The organism is Bacteroides acidifaciens, assembly GCF_903181435.1.
Classification (GTDB): Bacteria; Bacteroidota; Bacteroidia; order Bacteroidales; family Bacteroidaceae; genus Bacteroides.
The window spans coordinates 25,845-45,509 of sequence record NZ_CAEUHO010000001.1 but is presented as its reverse complement, the minus strand read 5'-3'; the positions used below and the strand labels follow the sequence as shown (position 1 = coordinate 45,509).

Here is a 19,665-nt window from a genome sequence, read left to right as displayed (position 1 = left end):
TACTATATTATGATGAAACGAAAATTTGGAATGTTAGGACTCCTGTTTCTGTCGCTAACTTTCGGTGCATGCCAAGATAGCAATGAGAATGAAATAATTGAGCCGGAACCACAGCCACCTGTAGTTATGGGTAAGGACACGACATTAGAGTCACCTGATGGGGGGCTGAAAGTGGAAATTTCGACTGAAGGAAATATCACGTATACCGTCTCACACAATGGTGTAACAGTGGTAAACGCATCCCCCGTCTCCATGACACTGGACGACGGACAAACCTGGGGAAAAGGTTCTACTTTCATCGGTTCTACCAAAGAATCGGTCAACACAACCATTGATTCGCCGTTTTATATCCGCAAATCGGTGAATGATATCTACAATGAACTGACATTGCACTTCTCCGAAGAGTTCCGCATCGTGTTCAGAGCTTACAACGAAGGAATGGCTTACCACTTCGAATCAGAGCGGAAAAAGAATTTCAAGGTCCTATCGGAAGAAGTGGATTTCAGTTTCCCCTCCAGCTTCACTATGACAGCCGCTCTTAGTCCGGGAGCTACAGATACGTGGCAGAAAAACGCAAACAACAGCTACGAGAATTTCTATCAGTATGATATCAAGGAAATCTCCGGCGGATGCCAGTTGGCTATGTTGCCGTTGATGGTGAAATGCGAAGGGAAAATCTTGTGTATCGCTGAAGCGAATGTCAAAAACTACCCAAGTATGTTCATTCGCAAAATGCCGGGCAACCACTTGGCAGGTTATCAACAGGAACGTGTCAGAAGTGCCTATCGTGACGGTTCATACAAATGGCCTTCCGAATGGTATAAATATATTGCCAGTTGCGAGGGTTCCATGACATTCCCCTGGCGCATCCTCATGGTGATGGACAAGGAGTCACAGTTGCTGGACAACGACATGATATACAAATTGGCACCAGCACGCAGCAAATTGTTCGACACATCGTGGATTAAACCCGGCATGAGCACATGGGACTGGATGACAGCCTATTCTCTTGATGGAGTAGGTACTCCGGGTATCCATTTAGAAAATTATATATACCACATCAATTTTGCCAAAGAAATGGGTATCCCTTACATTACTATCGATGCAGGAAGTATCAATATGTGGGAAAACGATTTCTCTTATGATTCTTGCTTAAAAGATGTCATCGAACAGGCTAGAAAGAGTAACATAGGTGTATGGGTGTGGATGGAAGCGGCTTTCTTCTCCGATGTATTGGAGAAGGCAGGCAACAGCACGTTTGAATACATATTCAGAAGGCTGAGCAATGACGGTATCAAAGGTATAAAAATAGACTTCTTTGAACGTAGCGACCAAGAATATATTGACCTGCAATGGAAAATAGCGGAAATGGCAGCTAAATACAAACTCCTGCTCAATCTGCACAGTTCTCCTGTTCCCCACGGACTGCACCGTGCCTATCCGAACATACTTGCATACGAAGCAGTAAAAGGACAGGAACATCTGAAATATGAGGGCGGCAGAAATGGCGACTGGATAACTTATGACGTCACTTTCCCCTTCCTGCGCGGTATGGCAGGACCCACCGACTACACTGCGGGGCTGATGCGTAATGCTTCTCATAGCAAGTGGACAGTAAACCACGACCGTCCGATAAGCAAAGGTACCCGATGCCGACAAATAGCAGACTACATCATATTCTTCTCTGGATTAGGTACGCTGGCGGATAACATCACAACGTACGAGAAAGAGAAAGAATGTGCCCGATTCCTAGCTTCCATCCCCACCGTATGGGATGAGACAAAGGTACTGACCAGCAAATTAGGAGAGTATATATCCATTGCACGACAAAACGGTAAAGACTGGTTTGTAGGTGCACTGAATAATCGGACAGATTCGCGCAGTCTTACACTTGACCTTTCTTTCCTTGATTCAGGCACATACGAAGCTGAAATATTCAAAGACGGCGATAACGCCAACACGGATGCTACAAGCTACAAACGAGAGTTCATCACTATCTCCGATAGCCGTCAGTTATCAATAGAGATGAAGAATGGCGGCGGATTTGCAGCCCGTATCTACAAGAAATAAGTTGAACTTTAAATAACAAATTAAATAAGGTATATGAAGAGATTTATTTTTCTATTTTTTATATTGTGCGGTTTATTAACTGAAAGTTGCAGTAAAAACGATTCGCTGATAAACGAACCGCCAAAGGAGACTCCAGGCACAGACAATAAAGACGATGACGATGACAAAGAGGATACCTCCAATGGATTAAAAGTATTATGCTTGGGAAATTCCATCACACGCCATGAATACGCCCCAAGTATCGAATGGTTCTCTGCCTGGGGAATGGCAGCTTCGAAAGAAGAGAACGACTATTGCCATCAACTGGAGAGAATGTTGTGCCAACAGCGTCCCGGCTCAAAAGTGACTCCACTAAACATAGCCGATTGGGAGCGCAATCTGTCCATGAACCTGAATACATTGCTGGACCAGCATTGTAAAGACAAAGATGTCATAGTCATTCGTTTGGGAGAAAATGTAGAAGATAAGACGGCTTTTAAAACGGCAATAGGCCGGTTGGTGAGTTATTGCAAAAAACAAGCGAAGCATGTGTTTATTACCGGCTGTTTCTGGAAGGACGACGAGAAAGAGGCGGCTATCAAACAAGCGGCAACAGCTTATGGAATTCCTTATGTAGACCTTAGAGGAATCGACCAAGTGGGTGTCACTCGCCCTTCTACGGGAGATATTCTGTATGATTTAGACGGAAAACCTTATACGATAACGAAAGATTTCATTATAGCCCATCCCAATGATAAAGGAATGAAAAGAATAGCGGAGGAAATTATGAAAGCGTTCTTACTTCATATCAAAGACAACGAAACAGCCCCCAGCTATGCCACACGTTCGTTCACATTAGATAATCCTCAAACTTTTGTTTTTCTACCTGCCTCCCACACTGCTACGGGACGGGCCGTTGTGGTATGCCCCGGTGGTGGATACGGGTATTGCAAACCGGAAGACAATTATGAAGGGAATGGCTGGGCTCCATTCTTCAACGAACGGGGAATCGCCTTGATTGTGGTAAAATATACACTTCCCGAAGGTAACTGCCAATTGCCGATCGCTGACGCAGAAACAACCATCAAACGTGTTCGCGAACATGCGAAGGAATGGTATGTCAACAAAGATGATGTGGGAATTATGGGATTCTCCGCAGGAGGACACTTAGCTTCAACTATTGCCACTCACTCCACAGGAGATGCACATCCCAACTTCCAGATCCTGTTCTATCCGGTTATTACAATGGGAGCCCAAGGACATGCATGGTCACGTGAAAACTTCTTGGGTAAAAACCCTTCAACGGCACAAATGGAACTTTATTCTAACGAAAAACAGGTAAAAACAGATACGCCACGTGCTTTCATTACATTCACCGAAGATGACACGGAAGTTCCTCCCACCGTAAACGGCAAAGCCTACTATCAGGCATTGATAAATAAAGGAATACCTGCAAAATTAGTCAGCTGGCAAAGCAGCAACGGATGGGGCGCCGGACATGGATGGGGAAATTTGGGCTCTTTTGTACACCATGAGGAATTAATGTCTCAACTTTCAGACTGGTTGAAGTCGTTTTAAAAAGTAAAAAATAATATATGAAAAAGAACAATTTATGTTTGTCTGTCTTATTGTCCGGCTGCGTGCTATGCAGTTGCAACGGACAGCGATGGACGGAATCCGTTGAAGACGGATATCATCTGATAACGCAAAAAGACGGTGCCACATTGGGATACAGCCCGATGTCAGGAATCACCATTATCCAACAGGACGGCTACGCATTCAAAGACTTGAACCGCAACGGCCGACTGGACGTGTATGAAGACTGGCGGCAACCGATAGATGCGCGTGTGGCGGACTTGACCGCCCAACTCAGCATGGAAGACATCGCAGGGCTTATGCTGTACAGCAGCCATCAGACCATCCCCGTGAACAGAAACGTCTACAACGGCAAAACGCACACCGAAAGCGGTATGTCTGCTTGGGAACTGACCGATGAACAAAAGACGTTTCTCGAGAAAGACGGAGTACGCCACGTGCTTATCACCTCTGTGGAAAGCCCGGAAACGGCTGCCCGTTGGAACAATGCGGCACAAGGTTATGTGGAAGGTCTGGGATTCGGCATTCCGTGCAATAACTCTTCCGACCCCCGCCACTCATCGAGGGCGGATGCGGAATTCAACGCCGGCGGAGGTGGCAAAATCTCCATGTGGCCGGGCAGTTTGGGCATGTGCGCCACTTTCTCACCTGAAATCATGAAACGTTTTGCGGAAATAGGCTCCATCGAATACAGGGCACTGGGATTCGCCACTTCCCTCTTCCCGATGGTGGACGTAGGAACCGACCCGCGATGGATGCGCTTCTGCTATACAATGGGAGAAGGTACCAAACTTGCTACCGATATGGCACGTGCCTATTGCGATGGTTTCCAGACATCGGAAGGCGATGCGGAAATATGTGAAGGATGGGGTTGGAACAGTGTAAACACGATGGTGAAACACTGGCCGGGCACCGGAGCATGCAACGAAGGCGGACGCGACGGTCATCAGGGATATGGAAAATACGCCGTTTTCCCCAACGGAAATTTCGAACTGCATACGTTGCCTTTCACGGAAGGCGCTTTCAAGCTGGAAGGCAAAACCAAGGTATCGGCTGCCTTGATGCCTGACTATTCCGCTTGCGTAGGTTTCGAGCCGGACGGCGTAGGTAGTGGTTTCAGCCGGAAGTTTATTCAGGATATGCTACGCGAACAACAGAACTATGACGGAGTGATTTGCTCCGACTGGGGAATCACGCATGACGAAGTAGGAGTATACGCCTGCAAAGGAAAACCATGGGGCATGGAAACCAAAAGCGTGGCAGAACGCCATTACAAAGTTCTGATGGCAGGAGTCGACCAATTCGGTGGAAATAACGACCGGGGACCTGTGCTCGATGCTTACCATATAGGAGTGGAAAAACAGGGGGAAGAATGGATGCAGCAACGTATGCGGACTTCCGCCCGCCGTTTATTGACCAATATCTTCCGTACCGGTTTGTTCGAGAACCCTTATCTCGATCCGGCACACACAAGCGAAGTGGTAGGCTGTCCCGAATTCATGCAGGAAGGATACGACGCCCAGTTGAAAAGCGTTGTCATGCTAAAGAACCATGCAAGCGTACTGCCGTTGGAAGGAAAGAAGAAAGTGTATATCCCTGAGCGTTATGTCCCCTCCTACATTGACTTCTGGGGTGGACGTATTGAGGAACAGCACATCACTCCGCTGAGCAAGGAACTGGTGGAAAGATACTTCGAGCTGGTTTCCACTCCGCAAGAAGCTGACGCAGCTATCGTATTCATCGAATCCCCCAACAGTGGTTACGGTTTCGACGAAGAAGCTGCACGCACAGGAAAAGATACGGGTTATCGTCCTATCAGCCTGCAATACAGCGACTATACTGCCACGCATGCCCGTGCACAGAGTCTGTCCGGTGGCGACCCGTACGAGGACTTCACCAACCGCAGCTATCGAGGCAAAAGCGTGAAGACAGTCAACAAGGGCGACATGGACCTGGTCATCCAAACAAAGAAGAGCATGGGAGAAAAGCCGGTGATTGTAGCCATCAATGTACTGAATCCTCCTGTGTTGAGTGAGATAGAGCCTTACGCCGATGCATTGTTTCTGTTGTTCGACGTACAGCGTCAGACGGTTCTCGACCTGATGGCAGGAAAAGCGGAACCTTCCGCCCTGCTACCTTTCCAAATGCCGGCAGACATGCGCACAGTAGAGGAGCAGGCGGAGGATACTCCACATGATATGCGTTGTTATCACGATGCCGACGGTCATGTGTACGATTATACGTACGGACTGAACTGGAAGGGTGTGATAGACGACGAACGGGTGAAGAAATACAAGTAATACCTCCTTTTTCAGTTTTCAATAAAAGTTCTGCACGTATGTCGGCTGATTCACTCGCTGGACACGTGCAGAACTTCTTTTTTATTCTAAAAGTAATGGTTCCGCATGCCACGGTTGCTATCCATTGCTTGGTACGACTGTTCTCATTGCTTGGCACAACTGTTTCCATTGCTTGGCATAGTCGTTTCCATTGCTTGGCACAGTCGTTTCCTATTAAGTGGCACAATGATTGTTCCTATAGAAGACAATGGGGTATATGTACATTAAAGTCCGGAAGGCTTACGAAACACTTCTCCTTCTTTTGCCGGTTTGCCCAGCAAAGGCAGACCTTCTTCATCCCAACCGATGGGTTGCATCCGTAAAGAACGGCTATCCACCATAAGCATATCATGAAGTGAATTACGCACCAAATAAAGCATATACCACTCTTTATAATCCGGCGAAGGGACAAAACATATATTGCCGGGAGCGTATGCGTTATTTTCGGGCGATTGTCTGAAAACCGGTTCAGACAATTTAGTCCATGAAGCCGGAGAAAGTGGGTCGCTGTCGGCATTAGCAACTAGTAATCCTATGCAGTGATAGGGAGTCCAGTTGGCACTAGCGGAATAATAAACAAGAAGTTTGTCTTTGTTACGGGAATGAAAAAGAAAAGGCATCTCGTTGACGTAGACCGGATAGGCAGCTTTATTCCCATCGGTTCCCACCCATTGACATTCCCATTCATACTTGGGTTCAGATATCAGGACACGTTCGGATGCCAACGTCCACGGATCGGACATTTCGGCAATATACAAACATTGCATTTCCTCAAAGATACGCCTGTTTTTCCATCCGCTCCAAAGCAAATACAGTTTACCTTTATGTACAAACGGATGTCCGTAAATAGCAAGATTATTGTAAGGATCGGTAGAAATCTTGCCTTTCAACACAAATTCTCCTTCCAACGGGTCGGGTGAAGCATTTTCCAGTACATGCAACTGGCGGTTGTCCGAATCGCCGTCGTCCATACTAAAATACACATACCATTTTCCATTGATATAATGTATCTGCGGGTCCCAGATATGAGAATAAGACTGACTGTCGTTCACCGGCCATATCGTTTTGGTAGGTTCATGCGTTATTTCAGTAATGTCTTTCAATGCCCACAAACAGATTTTATCATCCACTCCGCGAATGTAATAATACATACCGTTATGGAACAGGGCACCAAAAGCCGGACCCCCAATCGACAAAAGCGGATTCGTATAACAGGAAGCGGAATCTATGGTTCCCGATGCGTGAGATGTTGCTGATTTATACTGGCAGGAGAAGTTACTGAACAAACAAGCCAATATCCCCACAATATGTATAAGACGTATCATAAAAAATGAACTTTAAGGCTAAAAACTGCGACAAAGGAAGTATAAAAAAAGCAAATATCCGCATTCTAACAGGATTTTATTCCTTACAGGCAGAATTTTAGCCTTAATAGGCAAAATTTTAGCCTTTATTCATCCGGAGATTTAAGACTTTTGCAAAGTGAACATGAAAAACAATTTAAGAAACACATAAATATTGGTCTGTATGAAAACAGTAATGAAAGGGATGGCGAAGTATTCGTACATCTATGGGGTGTTAATCATGTGGGTGTGTTGCACCGGCTCTTATGCCCAATGGAAACCTGCCGGTAACAGAATCGTTACAGAATGGGCAGCACAAGTAGACGTAAGTAACGTATTACCCGAATACCCGCGTCCTTTGATGGAACGTGCGGAGTGGATAAACCTAAACGGACTTTGGCAGTATGCCATTCTTCCGTCGGGCAAAGCAATGCCGAAGACGTATGACGGTGAGATTCTGGTACCCTTCGCTGTAGAATCCGCACTTTCCGGTGTAGGAAAAGAATTGGGAGAGAACAACGAGTTATGGTATCAGCGCACCTTTTCCGTGCCTTCCCGCTGGAAAGGGCAACGGGTGTTGCTGAATTTCGGGGCGGTAGACTGGAAAACCACCGTATGGGTGAACGGAACCAAACTCGGTGAACACTGCGGCGGATTCACTCCTTTTGCATTCGACATCACGCAAGCGCTGAAAAAAGGAGACAATGAAGTAGTGGTGCGCGTATGGGACCCGACAGACAAAGGCAAACAGGCACGCGGCAAGCAGGTAAGCAACCCCGGACATATCTGGTATACACCGGTGAGCGGCATCTGGCAGACCGTATGGCTGGAACCTGTCCCCGAACGTGCCATAGAAAACATCCGGACGACTCCCGACATAGATGGTGGCAAACTGACGGTGGAAACAACAGTGAACAACCCCAAAGCCAACGACCGGATAGAAGTGAAAGTGCTTGACGGCAACAAAGTCATCGCCTCCGGCAGTGCATTGAACCATACTTCCGTAGAAATACCGATGCCGGCAGATTGCAAATTATGGTCTCCGGACTCCCCTTCGCTTTATGACTTGGAAATCTCATTTTATGCCAACGGCAAATTGCAGGACAAAGTGAAAAGCTATACCGCCATGCGGAAATTCTCCACGCGAAGAGACGAAAAAGGGTACATGCGCCTGCAACTGAACAACAAAGACATCTTCCATTTCGGTCCGCTCGACCAGGGCTGGTGGCCCGACGGTCTGTATACCGCACCAACGGACGAAGCCTTGTGCTACGACATCGAAAAGACCAAAGAACTCGGATTCAACATGATACGCAAGCACCTGAAAGTGGAACCGGCACGTTGGTATGCACATTGCGACCGTCTGGGAATGATGGTATGGCAGGATATGCCCAACGGCGACAAGAATCAGGACTGGCAATATAAGCAGTTTTACTATGGTCCGGAGATGGTACGTACTTCGGAATCGGAAGCTATCTACCGGAAAGAGTGGAAAGAGGTGATGGACTGTCTCTATTCTTATCCGTGCATTGGCGTATGGACACCGTTCAACGAAGCGATGGGACAATTCAAATCCGTAGAAATAGCTGATTGGACCCAAAAATATGACCCGACGCGCCCGGTAAATCCCGCCAGTGGAGGCAATTATTTCCCTTGCGGGGATATTCTCGACCTGCACAGTTATCCGGAACCCGTCATGTTCCTCTTCGATGCCGACCGGGTAAATGTAATCGGTGAGTTCGGCGGAATCGGCATGGCGCTGAAAGGACATCTGTGGAACGAAGACCGCAACTGGGGATACGGTGACCTGAAAGACAAAGAAGAAGCAACGGAAGAGTACCTGAAGTATGCCAACCGCCTCAAGGAACTGTCGGCATTGGGACTATGCGGTGCCGTATATACCCAAACAACCGATGTAGAATCGGAAATCAACGGACTGATGACCTACGACCGCAAAGTCGTGAAAATGAATGCGGATGCATTACAGAAAGTCAACAGTGAAGTTTGCCGTTGCCTGGATAATCCGCTTCCTGCAAAAAATTCCCGTTAGTAGACATTAAAAAACACGTAATTTGCTATTATGACAATTATAAATAAAAGAAATCTGTTTTTCCTAATTTCCGTCTGGCTGTTGTCTACACTTCTGCCGGCGCAGAATGTCACCATATCCACTCCCCGTACACAGTTGCTCCTCTCGGCACCAAACGGCGGTACACCAGAACAACTGTATTACGGCTCACGCACCTCCGATGCGGATATCCGAAGCATTTGCGAAACAGCACGCGGGAGAAATGCTTATCCCGTTTACGGAATGGGGTATCCATGCGAAACGGCATTGTCCGTCCGCCATGCCGACGGTAACCTGACACTTCAAATGGCAGTCATAGGCGTAAAAGAAACACGCCTTACAGAAGAAAATGCCACTTTGACGGTGATAGAACTGAAAGACAAAGTGTATCCTTTCTTCGTCAACATCTGCTACAAAGCATGGCAGGATGCGGATGTCATCGAGACATGGACTGAAATCCGTCACGAAGAGAAGAAGCCCGTCCAACTTCAGCAGTTCGCTTCCGCCTACTTGCCTGTCCGCCGTGGCAATGTCTGGCTGGCACATCTTTCCGGTGCCTGGGCAAACGAAGGACAACTCTGCCAGGAAGCATTGCAACCGGGTATGAAAGTTATCAAAAACACGGACGGGGTACGCAACTCCCAATCGGCACATGCAGAAGTGATGTTCTCGCTCGATGGCAAACCGCAGGAGAACGCAGGACGCGTCATCGGTGCAGCACTTTGCTACAGCGGCAACTACAAACTGCGCATTGACACGCAAGAAGACGACTGGCATCATTTCCTTGCCGGCATCAACGAAGAAAACTCCTGGTACAACCTGAAAAAAGAAGAAGTATTCCGCACCCCCGCATTAGCACTGACCTACAGCGACGAAGGAATGAGCGGATGCAGCAGGAAATTCCATCAATGGGCACGTTTGCATAAACTTGCCAACGGGAACACTCCCCGCAAAATTCTGCTGAACAGTTGGGAAGGCGTCTATTTCGACATCAACGAACAGGGCATGGACCAGATGATGGGTGACATCGCTGCCATGGGAGGCGAACTGTTTGTAATGGACGACGGTTGGTTTGGCGACAAATATCCGCGCAAAAACGACTCTTATGCTTTGGGCGACTGGACCGTAGACAAGACCAAACTCCCTGGCGGACTGCAATCATTACTTGACAACGCCCAGAAACACGGCATACGGTTCGGCATCTGGCTGGAACCGGAAATGGCTAATACCAAAAGCGAACTGTACGAAAAGCACCCCGAATGGATTATCAAGGCACCCGAACGGGAAGTGGTATGCGCCCGCGGCGGCACACAAGTCGTGCTCGACCTCTCCAACCCGCAAGTGCAGGATTTTATCGTACAGACAGTGGACGAATTGATGAATTCCTATCCCGACATTGATTATATCAAGTGGGACGCCAATATGTCCATCATCACCCAAGGTTCGCAATACCTGACCAAAGACAATCAAAGCCACCTGAACATCGAATACCACCGGGGCTTTGAGAACGTGTGCCGACGCATTCGCGCCAGCTATCCGCAACTGACGATACAGGCATGCGCCAGCGGCGGCGGACGTGTCAACTACGGCGTACTACCCTACTTCGACGAATTTTGGACAAGCGACAATACGGATGCACTTCAGCGTATCTACATCCAATGGGGCACTTCCTATTTCTTCCCCGCCATCGGCATGGGGGCGCATATCAGCGCAAGCCCTAACCATCAGACATCGCGTTCCGTTCCATTGAAGTTCCGTATTGATGTAGCGATGAGCGGGCGCTTAGGTATGGAAATACATCCCAAGGATATGACGGAAGCGGAAAAGGCATTGTGCAGAAACGCCATTGCCGAATACAAAACGATACGTCCCGTCGTACAGTTCGGAGATATTTACCGTTTACTTTCTCCGTATGACAAACAGGGCGCAGCTTCGCTGATGTATGTATCGCCGGAAAAGGACAAAGCTGTATTCTACTGGTGGAAAACGGAACATTTCTGCAACCGGCACTTGCCACGGGTGAAGATGGCAGGACTTGCTCCGGACAAATATTATAAGGTGCATGAGTTGAACCGCATCGACACCGAACCTTTAAAATTCGAAGGTAAAAGTTTCAGCGGTGCATATCTGAATGACAACGGACTGGAAATTCCCTCTACCCACAGAGTGGAACCTTCGAAACAAAACGAATATGCCAGCCGCGTGCTTTATCTGGAAGAAGTAACTTCCTCGTCTTCCGACAACCGGATAACACAATGCCCTCCATTACGTGTTCTTTGCTTAGGCAACTCTATCACCCGCCACGAATATAAAGCGGACATCGAATGGTTCTCCAAATGGGGCATGGCAGCATCCAAAGAAGAAAACGACTATTGCCATCAATTGGAGAAGATGCTCTCGCAAAACCGTCCCGGCACAGTGGTTACCCCGCTGAACATCGCCTATTGGGAACGCAACTTGAATTGCAGTATCGACTCACTGATTGGTGCTCACACTACAGATAAGGATGTGATCGTTATCCGCCTGGGAGAAAACGTACAAGATAAGGAAGCATTCAAATCAGGTATCCTCCGATTGGTAGAATATTGCAAGCGGAAAGCAGACAAAGTAGTCATCACCGGTTGTTTCTGGAAGGATGATGAAAAAGAACGTGCCATCATCAACGCTGCGCATATGCATGGACTCACTTATATTCCGATTGACTGGATAGACCGCTTGTATGATTCACGTCCGAAAGTCGGAGACACTCTTTATGACATACACGGAAAGCCATATACTGTAACCAAAGATTTCATCATCGCACATCCCAATGATGAAGGCATGAAGAAAATTGCGGAAATGATATACCAAGCACTTATATGATAATATCAAAAAGGCATATGAAGATACCAAAAACTTATATAGCAGGACTCTTACTCCTCTTGCTTATATGGACAAACGGATGCAAGCCCTCGAAAGAAATATACGCTCCTTTATCACTGACCTGGGAAATGGGCGAAATTCATCCTGAAGAAGGAACATACGAAAACTCCTTTATATTGAAAAATATTTCAGATGCTCCGGTCGACAAAGACTGGATGATTTATTATGCACAACTCCCCCACCATATACAACAAGAAACATCATCAAAGGTGAAAATAGAATGGATTAGCGGCACCTATCACAAGATATATCCGACGGTGGAATTTGCTTCGCTGGCTCCGGGTGATTCGATACGGGTAACATTCAAATGTGACGGTGAAGTGCCCAAAACCTCACACGCTCCCGAAGGTAGCTATTGGGTAAGCCGGTCGGGTGCGGGAAAAGGACAGCCGCTACCAGTGGAGATGCGCATCATACCACTGGCTCCAACCAAGGCACAAACCGCCTTCCTACATCGGCTTTATGAAACAAATGCACGTTTGCAACAGCATCCTTTACAGGAATTACGTCCTGTTGACATCTTGCCGGCAGTGAAACAAGCCATACCTGCCGAAGGTGAGATGCTTATCGGAAACAAGATTGCCCTGTCATTCCACAAAGATTTTGCCAATGAAGGAAAATTGCTGAAAGAAAAACTGGAAAATACATACGGACTGGAAGTAGCAACGGAAGCAGAGGAAAGCATCCTATTGGAGTATCTTCCCAAAGACCAGGAAGTACCAAACGATGAGTACTACGAACTGGACATCAACAACCGACAGGCTATCGTGAAAGGGAAGACATCGCATGGCATCTTCAACGGAACACAGACCCTGCTGGCAATGCTGAAAGGACAAGGAGAGACATTGCGACTGCAAGCAGTCTCTGTCCGCGACTATCCCGACCTCTTGTATCGCGGACAAATGCTCGACATCGTCCGGAACTTCACCACGGCAGAGAATCTGAAAAAGTTGATAGACATCACTGCATCTTATAAACTTAACACATTTCATTTCCATTTCTCGGACGACGAAGGCTGGCGGCTGGAAATACCCGGGCTGGAAGAACTTACTTCGATAGGAGCACGCCGCGGACATACCACGAACGAAGCTGAATGCCTGTACCCTGCTTATGAAAACGGATACGACCCGAATGCCCCTACATCGGGAAATGGTTTCTACAGCCGTGCCGAATTCATCGAACTGTTGCGTTATGCTGCCGAACGACATGTACAAGTGATTCCGGAAATAGAGTCACCGGGACACGCACGGGCGGCCATCACAGCCATGAAGGCACGGTATGAAAAATACATCGGCTCGAATCCGGAAAAGGCTACCGAATATATGCTACACGACCCGCAGGACAGTTCCCGATATATCTCCGCACAATGGTATACGGACAATGTTATGAACGTGGCAATGCCTTCCACCTATCGTTTTATAGAAAAGGTGGTACGGGAAATAAAGGAAATGTATCGCGAAGCAGGCGTCCCTCTGACAACCATTCATGTCGGCGGCGACGAAGTTGCGGAAGGAGCCTGGAGCGGTTCTCCCCTATGCATGCAACTGATGAAGGAGAAAGGAATGACACAGATGCACGACTTGGCGGAATATTTCATCACCCGCGTGTCCGAATGCCTGCAACAACAGAGCATTTCATTCGGCGGTTGGCAGGAAGCAGCGTTAGGGCATCGCACGGAAACGCATGCCGCTCTTGCTCCACGAGCCGGTGGTATCTATTGCTGGAGCACAGTTGCCGAATGGGGAACAGATGAGATTTCTTATCAAATAGCCAACAACGGATATCCAGTGATTCTTTGCAACGTGAACAACTTCTACCTGGATTTGGCTTACGATGCGCATACTGACGAACCGGGCCACTTCTGGGCAGGATATGTAGACGAATCCAAATCCTTCTCCATGTTGCCATATCGGGTATACCGTTCCTCACGCACTACAATGGCAGGACGTCCGGTGTCGCCCGATTCCATGGAAATCGGCAAAACCGCCCTGACTGCATTGGGAAAACAACGAATCACAGGCGTACAAGCACAACTATTTGCAGAAACCATCCGGAATTATCAACAAGTAGAATATTATACATTTCCTAAGATAATGGGACTGGCAGAACGTGGCTGGAATGCACATCCGGTTTGGGAAAACTTATCAGGAAGCACAGAAGCACAGGCATACGAACAGGATTTGTTACAATTCTATCGGAAAATCAGTCGAAAAGAGATGCCCCACTGGGTTCAAAACGGTATTCACTTCCGTTTGCCATATCCGGGGCTGTGTCTGAAAGACGGAAAGCTATATGCCAACACTTCCATTCGTGAAGGACAGATACGGTATACTACGGACGGAACGGAACCAATGGAAGATTCTCCATTATGGGAAACTCCCATAGATTGCCAGACAGAAGTGGTCAAAGCCAAGCTTTTTTATTTGGGCAAAGAAAGTATGACAGCTGTGTTAGAACAATAGTTTTCGGTAAAACAAGATTAAGGATAACAAATAGCAGGAAGGTGACAAGTGTATCTTGTCACCGCCTTTATTTTTAAAAGCCACATTATTTTTTACCCCATATGCACTGTTATATTTCAACTTGTCACCGCCTTTATTTTTAAAAGCCACATTATTGCATGTTACCGGAAAATATATATCTTTGTTCCATGATGATTTCGTTTCAGAGAATATCCGAAACAATGTAGAATTGGAAATATCATGAAAAGCATATTTATTTTTTTCTTTTATATCATTCTTTTTGCAGGACCTCTGTCAGCTTCCGTCACTTTTCCTTTCAAAAAGTACCAAGTATCCGATGGCCTATCACACAACACGGTATGGTCTATTCTTCAGGATTCTTACGGTTTTATCTGGACAGGGACAAGCAACGGTCTGAATTGCTATGACGGATATACAAACCGGGTGTATCGACATGTGGAAGGAGTTTCCCGCTCATTGGGGAATAACTTTGTATCTTCTCTGATGGAAGATAACCAGGATATATGGATAGGCACCAATAATGGTGTATATATCTATCACCGTTCTACAGATGATTTCTCTTTTTTCGACAAGAAAACACGATACGATGTATTCGTCAGTTGTGAAGTAACCGAAATATGGAAAGCGGACAACGGACTGATTTGGATTACCACCTTGGGACAAGGGATATTTGTATACAACCCGCAAACAGGCGTTCTACGGCAAAATATCCTACAGAATTCATTTGCTAGAGATATCTGTCAAGGGGTAGATGGACGTATTTATATATCCTCTATCAACAAAGGAATATTTGTATTCGACCGGATGGGCTATTTTCTATCTACCCTTTCCACACTTACGGACGAAGCAGAAGAAAAGAAAAAAGTAAATGGTCTGTTAAGTACCTCTGAAGGTATCTGGTTCAGTACTGAAAATACACTAGAGTGTTATTCCGAAAAAGAAAAAATGGTGAACAGTTATCCGCTTCCTTCCTCCATCTCTATCCTCTGCATGATAGAATATGACAGCGAGCAACTATTAATAGGCACGAATTCGGGACTTTTCCTCTTCGGTAGACAAAACAAAGAATGGAAGAAAGTAGAAACTACAGGCGAATATGCCATGAGTAATCCGGTAGTAAATGCAATGATGCTGGATGCCGAAGGAACTCTTTGGCTGGCAACAAACGGAGGGGTGAATTACATGCCGAGGCAATTACGAAGGTTTGAACATCATATCATCCCCATGGGACAGAAAATCGCCCAAGGCGTCAACACTTTTTGCGAAAAAGAGAATGGAGAGGTGTATATAGGCACCCAACACGGATTATGGCTCTACCAGCTGCGGACACAAAGCTTGACGGAATGTGTGTTATCGCCGCATACTGAAAGGAAATACAACATCAGTGCTTTACATTTGGATGGTGAGCGGCTTTGGATTGGCACACATGAAAACGGACTGTTCAGATATGACCTGAAAACCGGTGTTAGCAAAAATTACACCCATTCCGACCGTATGATTAAAACATTGTCAAGCAACAATGTTATGTCAATCGGCAAAGACCACAAAGGGAACATTTACATAGGAACCAGTATGGGACTTTGTACCTACAATGAGGAACAGGACAATTTCTTTGTGAATATATACGTAGGAGCAATGACTCCCGTCACCGATATATATGAAGATTCCAACAGAAATCTATGGATTGCCACTTCCAACCTGGGAGCTTTCTGCTATTATCCAAACGGACAATGGAAACACTATGGACAAAGAAGTAACTCTTCGATAATTCCCGACAATACAATCACTACTTTGTTTGAAGACAGCAAAGGGGTGATGTGGCTGGGAACCAATGGAAACGGACTATGTTATTTCTCTCCCGAACAGAAACGTTTTGTCAACAACTGCCCCGAAAATACGCAATTACAAAATGTAACCATCTATTCCATCGAGGAAGACCGGAACGGTAACTTTTGGATTTCGACAGACAAGGGATTGTATAAAATCGACCGGAAAACAAACGATGCACGCTTATTTACCATCAATGACGGTCTGCTAAGCAATCAATTCATTGCCGGCGCTTCTTTATTAACATCAGACGGCAGGTTGTATTTTGGTGGCAGCAATGGTTTCAATGCTTTTGTCCCCGAACAAATAATAAAAAACACGTATGTTCCGCAAGTATATGTGACTGACATCCATTTCCCCTATTCCAATGACGAGAATACATCTCATCCCCCCCATGAAGAACTTCTCTACCTAAAAAAAGAAATCAGATTGCCCTACCAAAAGAATAGTTTCACCCTTGACTTTGCAGCTCTAAGTTATGGAGAGTCACAAAGAAACCAATACAACTATATGCTGAAAGGAATAGACCCGACATGGATTCGAAATACAACTACCAACTCTGTATCTTATAATCATCTACCTCCCGGTGAATACACATTTATGCTAAACGGTTCGAATAACGATGGAGAGTGGAACCGGGAAACTACAATGCTGAAGATTATAATCACACCACCATGGTGGCAGAGTGCTTGGGCATACATAGCCTATTCATTACTCCTGACAAGTATCATTATCTATGTAGGATATCGCTGGAATCTATATATCAAACGCAAATACAAACGGCGGATGGAGGAATTCAACCTTGCCAAAGAAAAGGAGACTTATAAACTAAAAGTAAACTTTTTCGTCAACCTTGTACATGAAATACGTACACCGCTCAGTCTGATTTGCCTGCCATTGGAGAAGTTACGAGAAAACAAGAGGGAGGATGAATATGTGTCGATGATTGATAAGAATGTAAATTATCTGTTGAATATCACTAACCAGCTCCTCGACTTTCAAAAAATAGAAAGTAATGGAGTGCTATTAAATCCCAAACCTTGCCATTTGAATCTCCAACTTGTTTCCATCTATGAGCAATTCCATAATATTGCAGCATTGAAGGATATCGAGTTGTCAATCGTTCTCCCGACAGAAGATATATATACTTCCATTGATATTGACAAAATAAGAACCGTCATAGTCAATTTATTAGGCAATGCAATAAAATATGCCCAATCGCACATAGAATTAAAATTAGAGACTACAGAGGATACAATCACGATTCAGGTAAACGATGACGGATGTGGTGTACCCAAAGACCAGCAGGAGAAAATCTTCCAATTGTTCTATCAAGTACCGGATGCTCCTTCCAACAAAGGAACAGGTATCGGGTTGGCTTTCTCCAAAATATTAGCTGAAGCCCATAAAGGAACATTGTCACTACGAGACATTCCTTCCGGTGGTTCATCTTTTATCCTATCTCTTCCAAAAGTAAACATGACCGATACTGTGAATGAAAACTCAGCACATAAGGAAGATATTTGCGAAATGGAAACAAACAAGGAAGTAAATACAGAAAAAGAAAAGACTACACTCTTATTAGTGGAAGACAATCCGGATTTGCTGAGTATAACACGTAATTCCTTACAACAATGGTATCATGTAAGATGTGCCGAAAATGGTCGGAAAGCCTTGGAATTATTGACGGAAGAGAACATCGACATTATTATCAGTGACGTCATGATGCCAGAAATGGACGGTATAGAATTATGCCATCAAATAAAATCAAACATTGAATATTCTCACATACCGGTCATCCTGCTTACAGCCAAGACTACATTGTCTGCCAAAATAGCAGGATTGGAAAACGGAGCAGACGTATACATGGAAAAGCCATTCTCAATCAAACAGCTACATAAACAAGTTGAGAATCTGATGGCATTACGATTGGCTTTCCATCAATTGCTAAGTGATTTTCCCAAAACAAACGACAGCATGTCCGAGCCGGAAAAGTATGCATTTTCTTCGAAGGATATGGAATTTATTAAAATTCTGGATGAGATATTGGCAGAACAAGTGGACGACATAGATTATTCAGTAAATAATCTGGCAGAAAAAATCAATATGAGCCGTAGTAATTTTCATAGAAAAGTCAAGGCTGTCACTGGTATGACACCCAATACTTATGTGTTGAATTATCGTCTGAACATGGCTGCCCAATATCTATCCGAAGGAATGCGCATAAATGAAGTTTACTTACAATTAGGTTTTACCAGTTCTTCCTACTTCGCCAAATGTTTTAAACAGAAATTCGGTGTATTACCAAAAGATTACACAAAAAATAAAAAAAGTATGATCTCATAAAGATTCTGTAGAAATCTCTATAAACTTAATATAGCACTGAAAATCAATAAGATGAAGCGCTAGTTAATATAGTGTAATTTACTTACCACACATAGCAAGTTCTATTTAAAGCACACACGCAATAAACCTCAAATAACGAAACGTGTCAACTCCATAATTTGAATTTTGAAATTAGTACAATTACTGTTAAAAGACCCAGTCTCCTTTAAACGAAATCCAACTACCTAATTATATGTTCAAATATAAAACCCTCATAAAAACAGTTGTGCTTGAAATATATCGAACTCATTTTTTACATATTTTTAGTCAAGTTCCAAAATAACAACCTATACACAAATATGGAAACATCTTTTATCCTATACGTTTCAAATATTTATCATCATTTAATATTTGGTAATATCACCGCCACTATACTTGTTTTTTAACAACTATAAGCGATTGATTAAATGCATCTTGTGCATTTCTTTTTTCCAAAGTGCCCCTCTATTTGAGCTATATATTTATATAACTTTCATTAACAACTAATCTTGTTTCTGAACAAGAACTGAAACTGTGATATAGTCAACCAGCACAAAAGTAGTAGAAAGTTCTCCCTACCAATAACTCCCGTCCTGTGGAGGCATAGTATAATATTACAAAATCGAACGTGAAAAGCCCGCTATGAAATAAAATGTGACTTTGGAGCATGATTA

The 19,665-nt window shown here is 45.1% G+C and carries 8 protein-coding genes; 7 read left to right on the top strand and 1 reads right to left on the bottom strand.

The window, feature by feature from the left end; all coding sequences use genetic code 11:
- Positions 1 to 9: 9 nt before the first annotated feature.
- Genes CLIN57ABFB40_RS00165 through CLIN57ABFB40_RS00155 form a run of 3 tightly spaced genes read left to right on the top strand, consistent with a single transcriptional unit; the run spans position 10 to position 5,945 of the window.
- Positions 10 to 2,070: a glycoside hydrolase family 97 protein gene (locus CLIN57ABFB40_RS00165; protein ID WP_175628378.1), complete on the top strand. Its 2,061-nt coding sequence runs from the start codon at positions 10 to 12 to the stop codon at positions 2,068 to 2,070.
- Positions 2,071 to 2,103: 33 nt separating this feature from the next.
- Positions 2,104 to 3,627: an alpha/beta hydrolase fold domain-containing protein gene (locus tag CLIN57ABFB40_RS00160; protein WP_175628377.1), complete on the top strand. Its 1,524-nt coding sequence runs from the start codon at positions 2,104 to 2,106 to the stop codon at positions 3,625 to 3,627.
- A 17-nt stretch (positions 3,628 to 3,644) separates the two neighbouring features.
- Complete coding sequence (locus tag CLIN57ABFB40_RS00155) at positions 3,645 to 5,945, top strand: glycoside hydrolase family 3 protein (protein WP_175628376.1); 2,301 nt, start codon at positions 3,645 to 3,647, stop codon at positions 5,943 to 5,945.
- Between the two features lie 263 nt (positions 5,946 to 6,208).
- Here CLIN57ABFB40_RS00155 and CLIN57ABFB40_RS00150 read toward each other — a convergent pair whose 3' ends face one another.
- Complete coding sequence (locus tag CLIN57ABFB40_RS00150) at positions 6,209 to 7,309, bottom strand: family 43 glycosylhydrolase (protein WP_175628375.1); 1,101 nt, start codon at positions 7,307 to 7,309, stop codon at positions 6,209 to 6,211.
- Positions 7,310 to 7,568: 259 nt separating this feature from the next.
- Here CLIN57ABFB40_RS00150 and CLIN57ABFB40_RS00145 point away from each other — a divergent pair, with 259 nt between their 5' ends.
- The 4 genes from CLIN57ABFB40_RS00145 (at position 7,569) to CLIN57ABFB40_RS00130 (ending at position 18,973) form a co-directional block, all read left to right on the top strand.
- Positions 7,569 to 9,377 carry a glycoside hydrolase family 2 protein gene (locus CLIN57ABFB40_RS00145; protein ID WP_175630305.1) on the top strand — a complete coding sequence of 603 codons (1,809 nt, stop codon included), beginning with the start codon at positions 7,569 to 7,571 and terminating at the stop codon, positions 9,375 to 9,377.
- Between the two features lie 30 nt (positions 9,378 to 9,407).
- A complete protein-coding gene (locus CLIN57ABFB40_RS00140) occupies positions 9,408 to 12,257 on the top strand; it encodes an alpha-galactosidase (RefSeq protein WP_175628374.1) in 2,850 nt (949 codons plus the stop codon).
- Between the two features lie 17 nt (positions 12,258 to 12,274).
- On the top strand, positions 12,275 to 14,779 hold the full coding sequence (locus CLIN57ABFB40_RS00135; RefSeq protein WP_175628373.1) for a family 20 glycosylhydrolase: 2,505 nt from the start codon (positions 12,275 to 12,277) through the stop codon (positions 14,777 to 14,779).
- Between the two features lie 240 nt (positions 14,780 to 15,019).
- Entirely contained in the window at positions 15,020 to 18,973 is a 3,954-nt protein-coding gene (locus tag CLIN57ABFB40_RS00130) for a hybrid sensor histidine kinase/response regulator transcription factor (RefSeq protein ID WP_175628372.1), read from the top strand.
- The last annotated feature ends 692 nt before the right edge of the window (positions 18,974 to 19,665 follow it).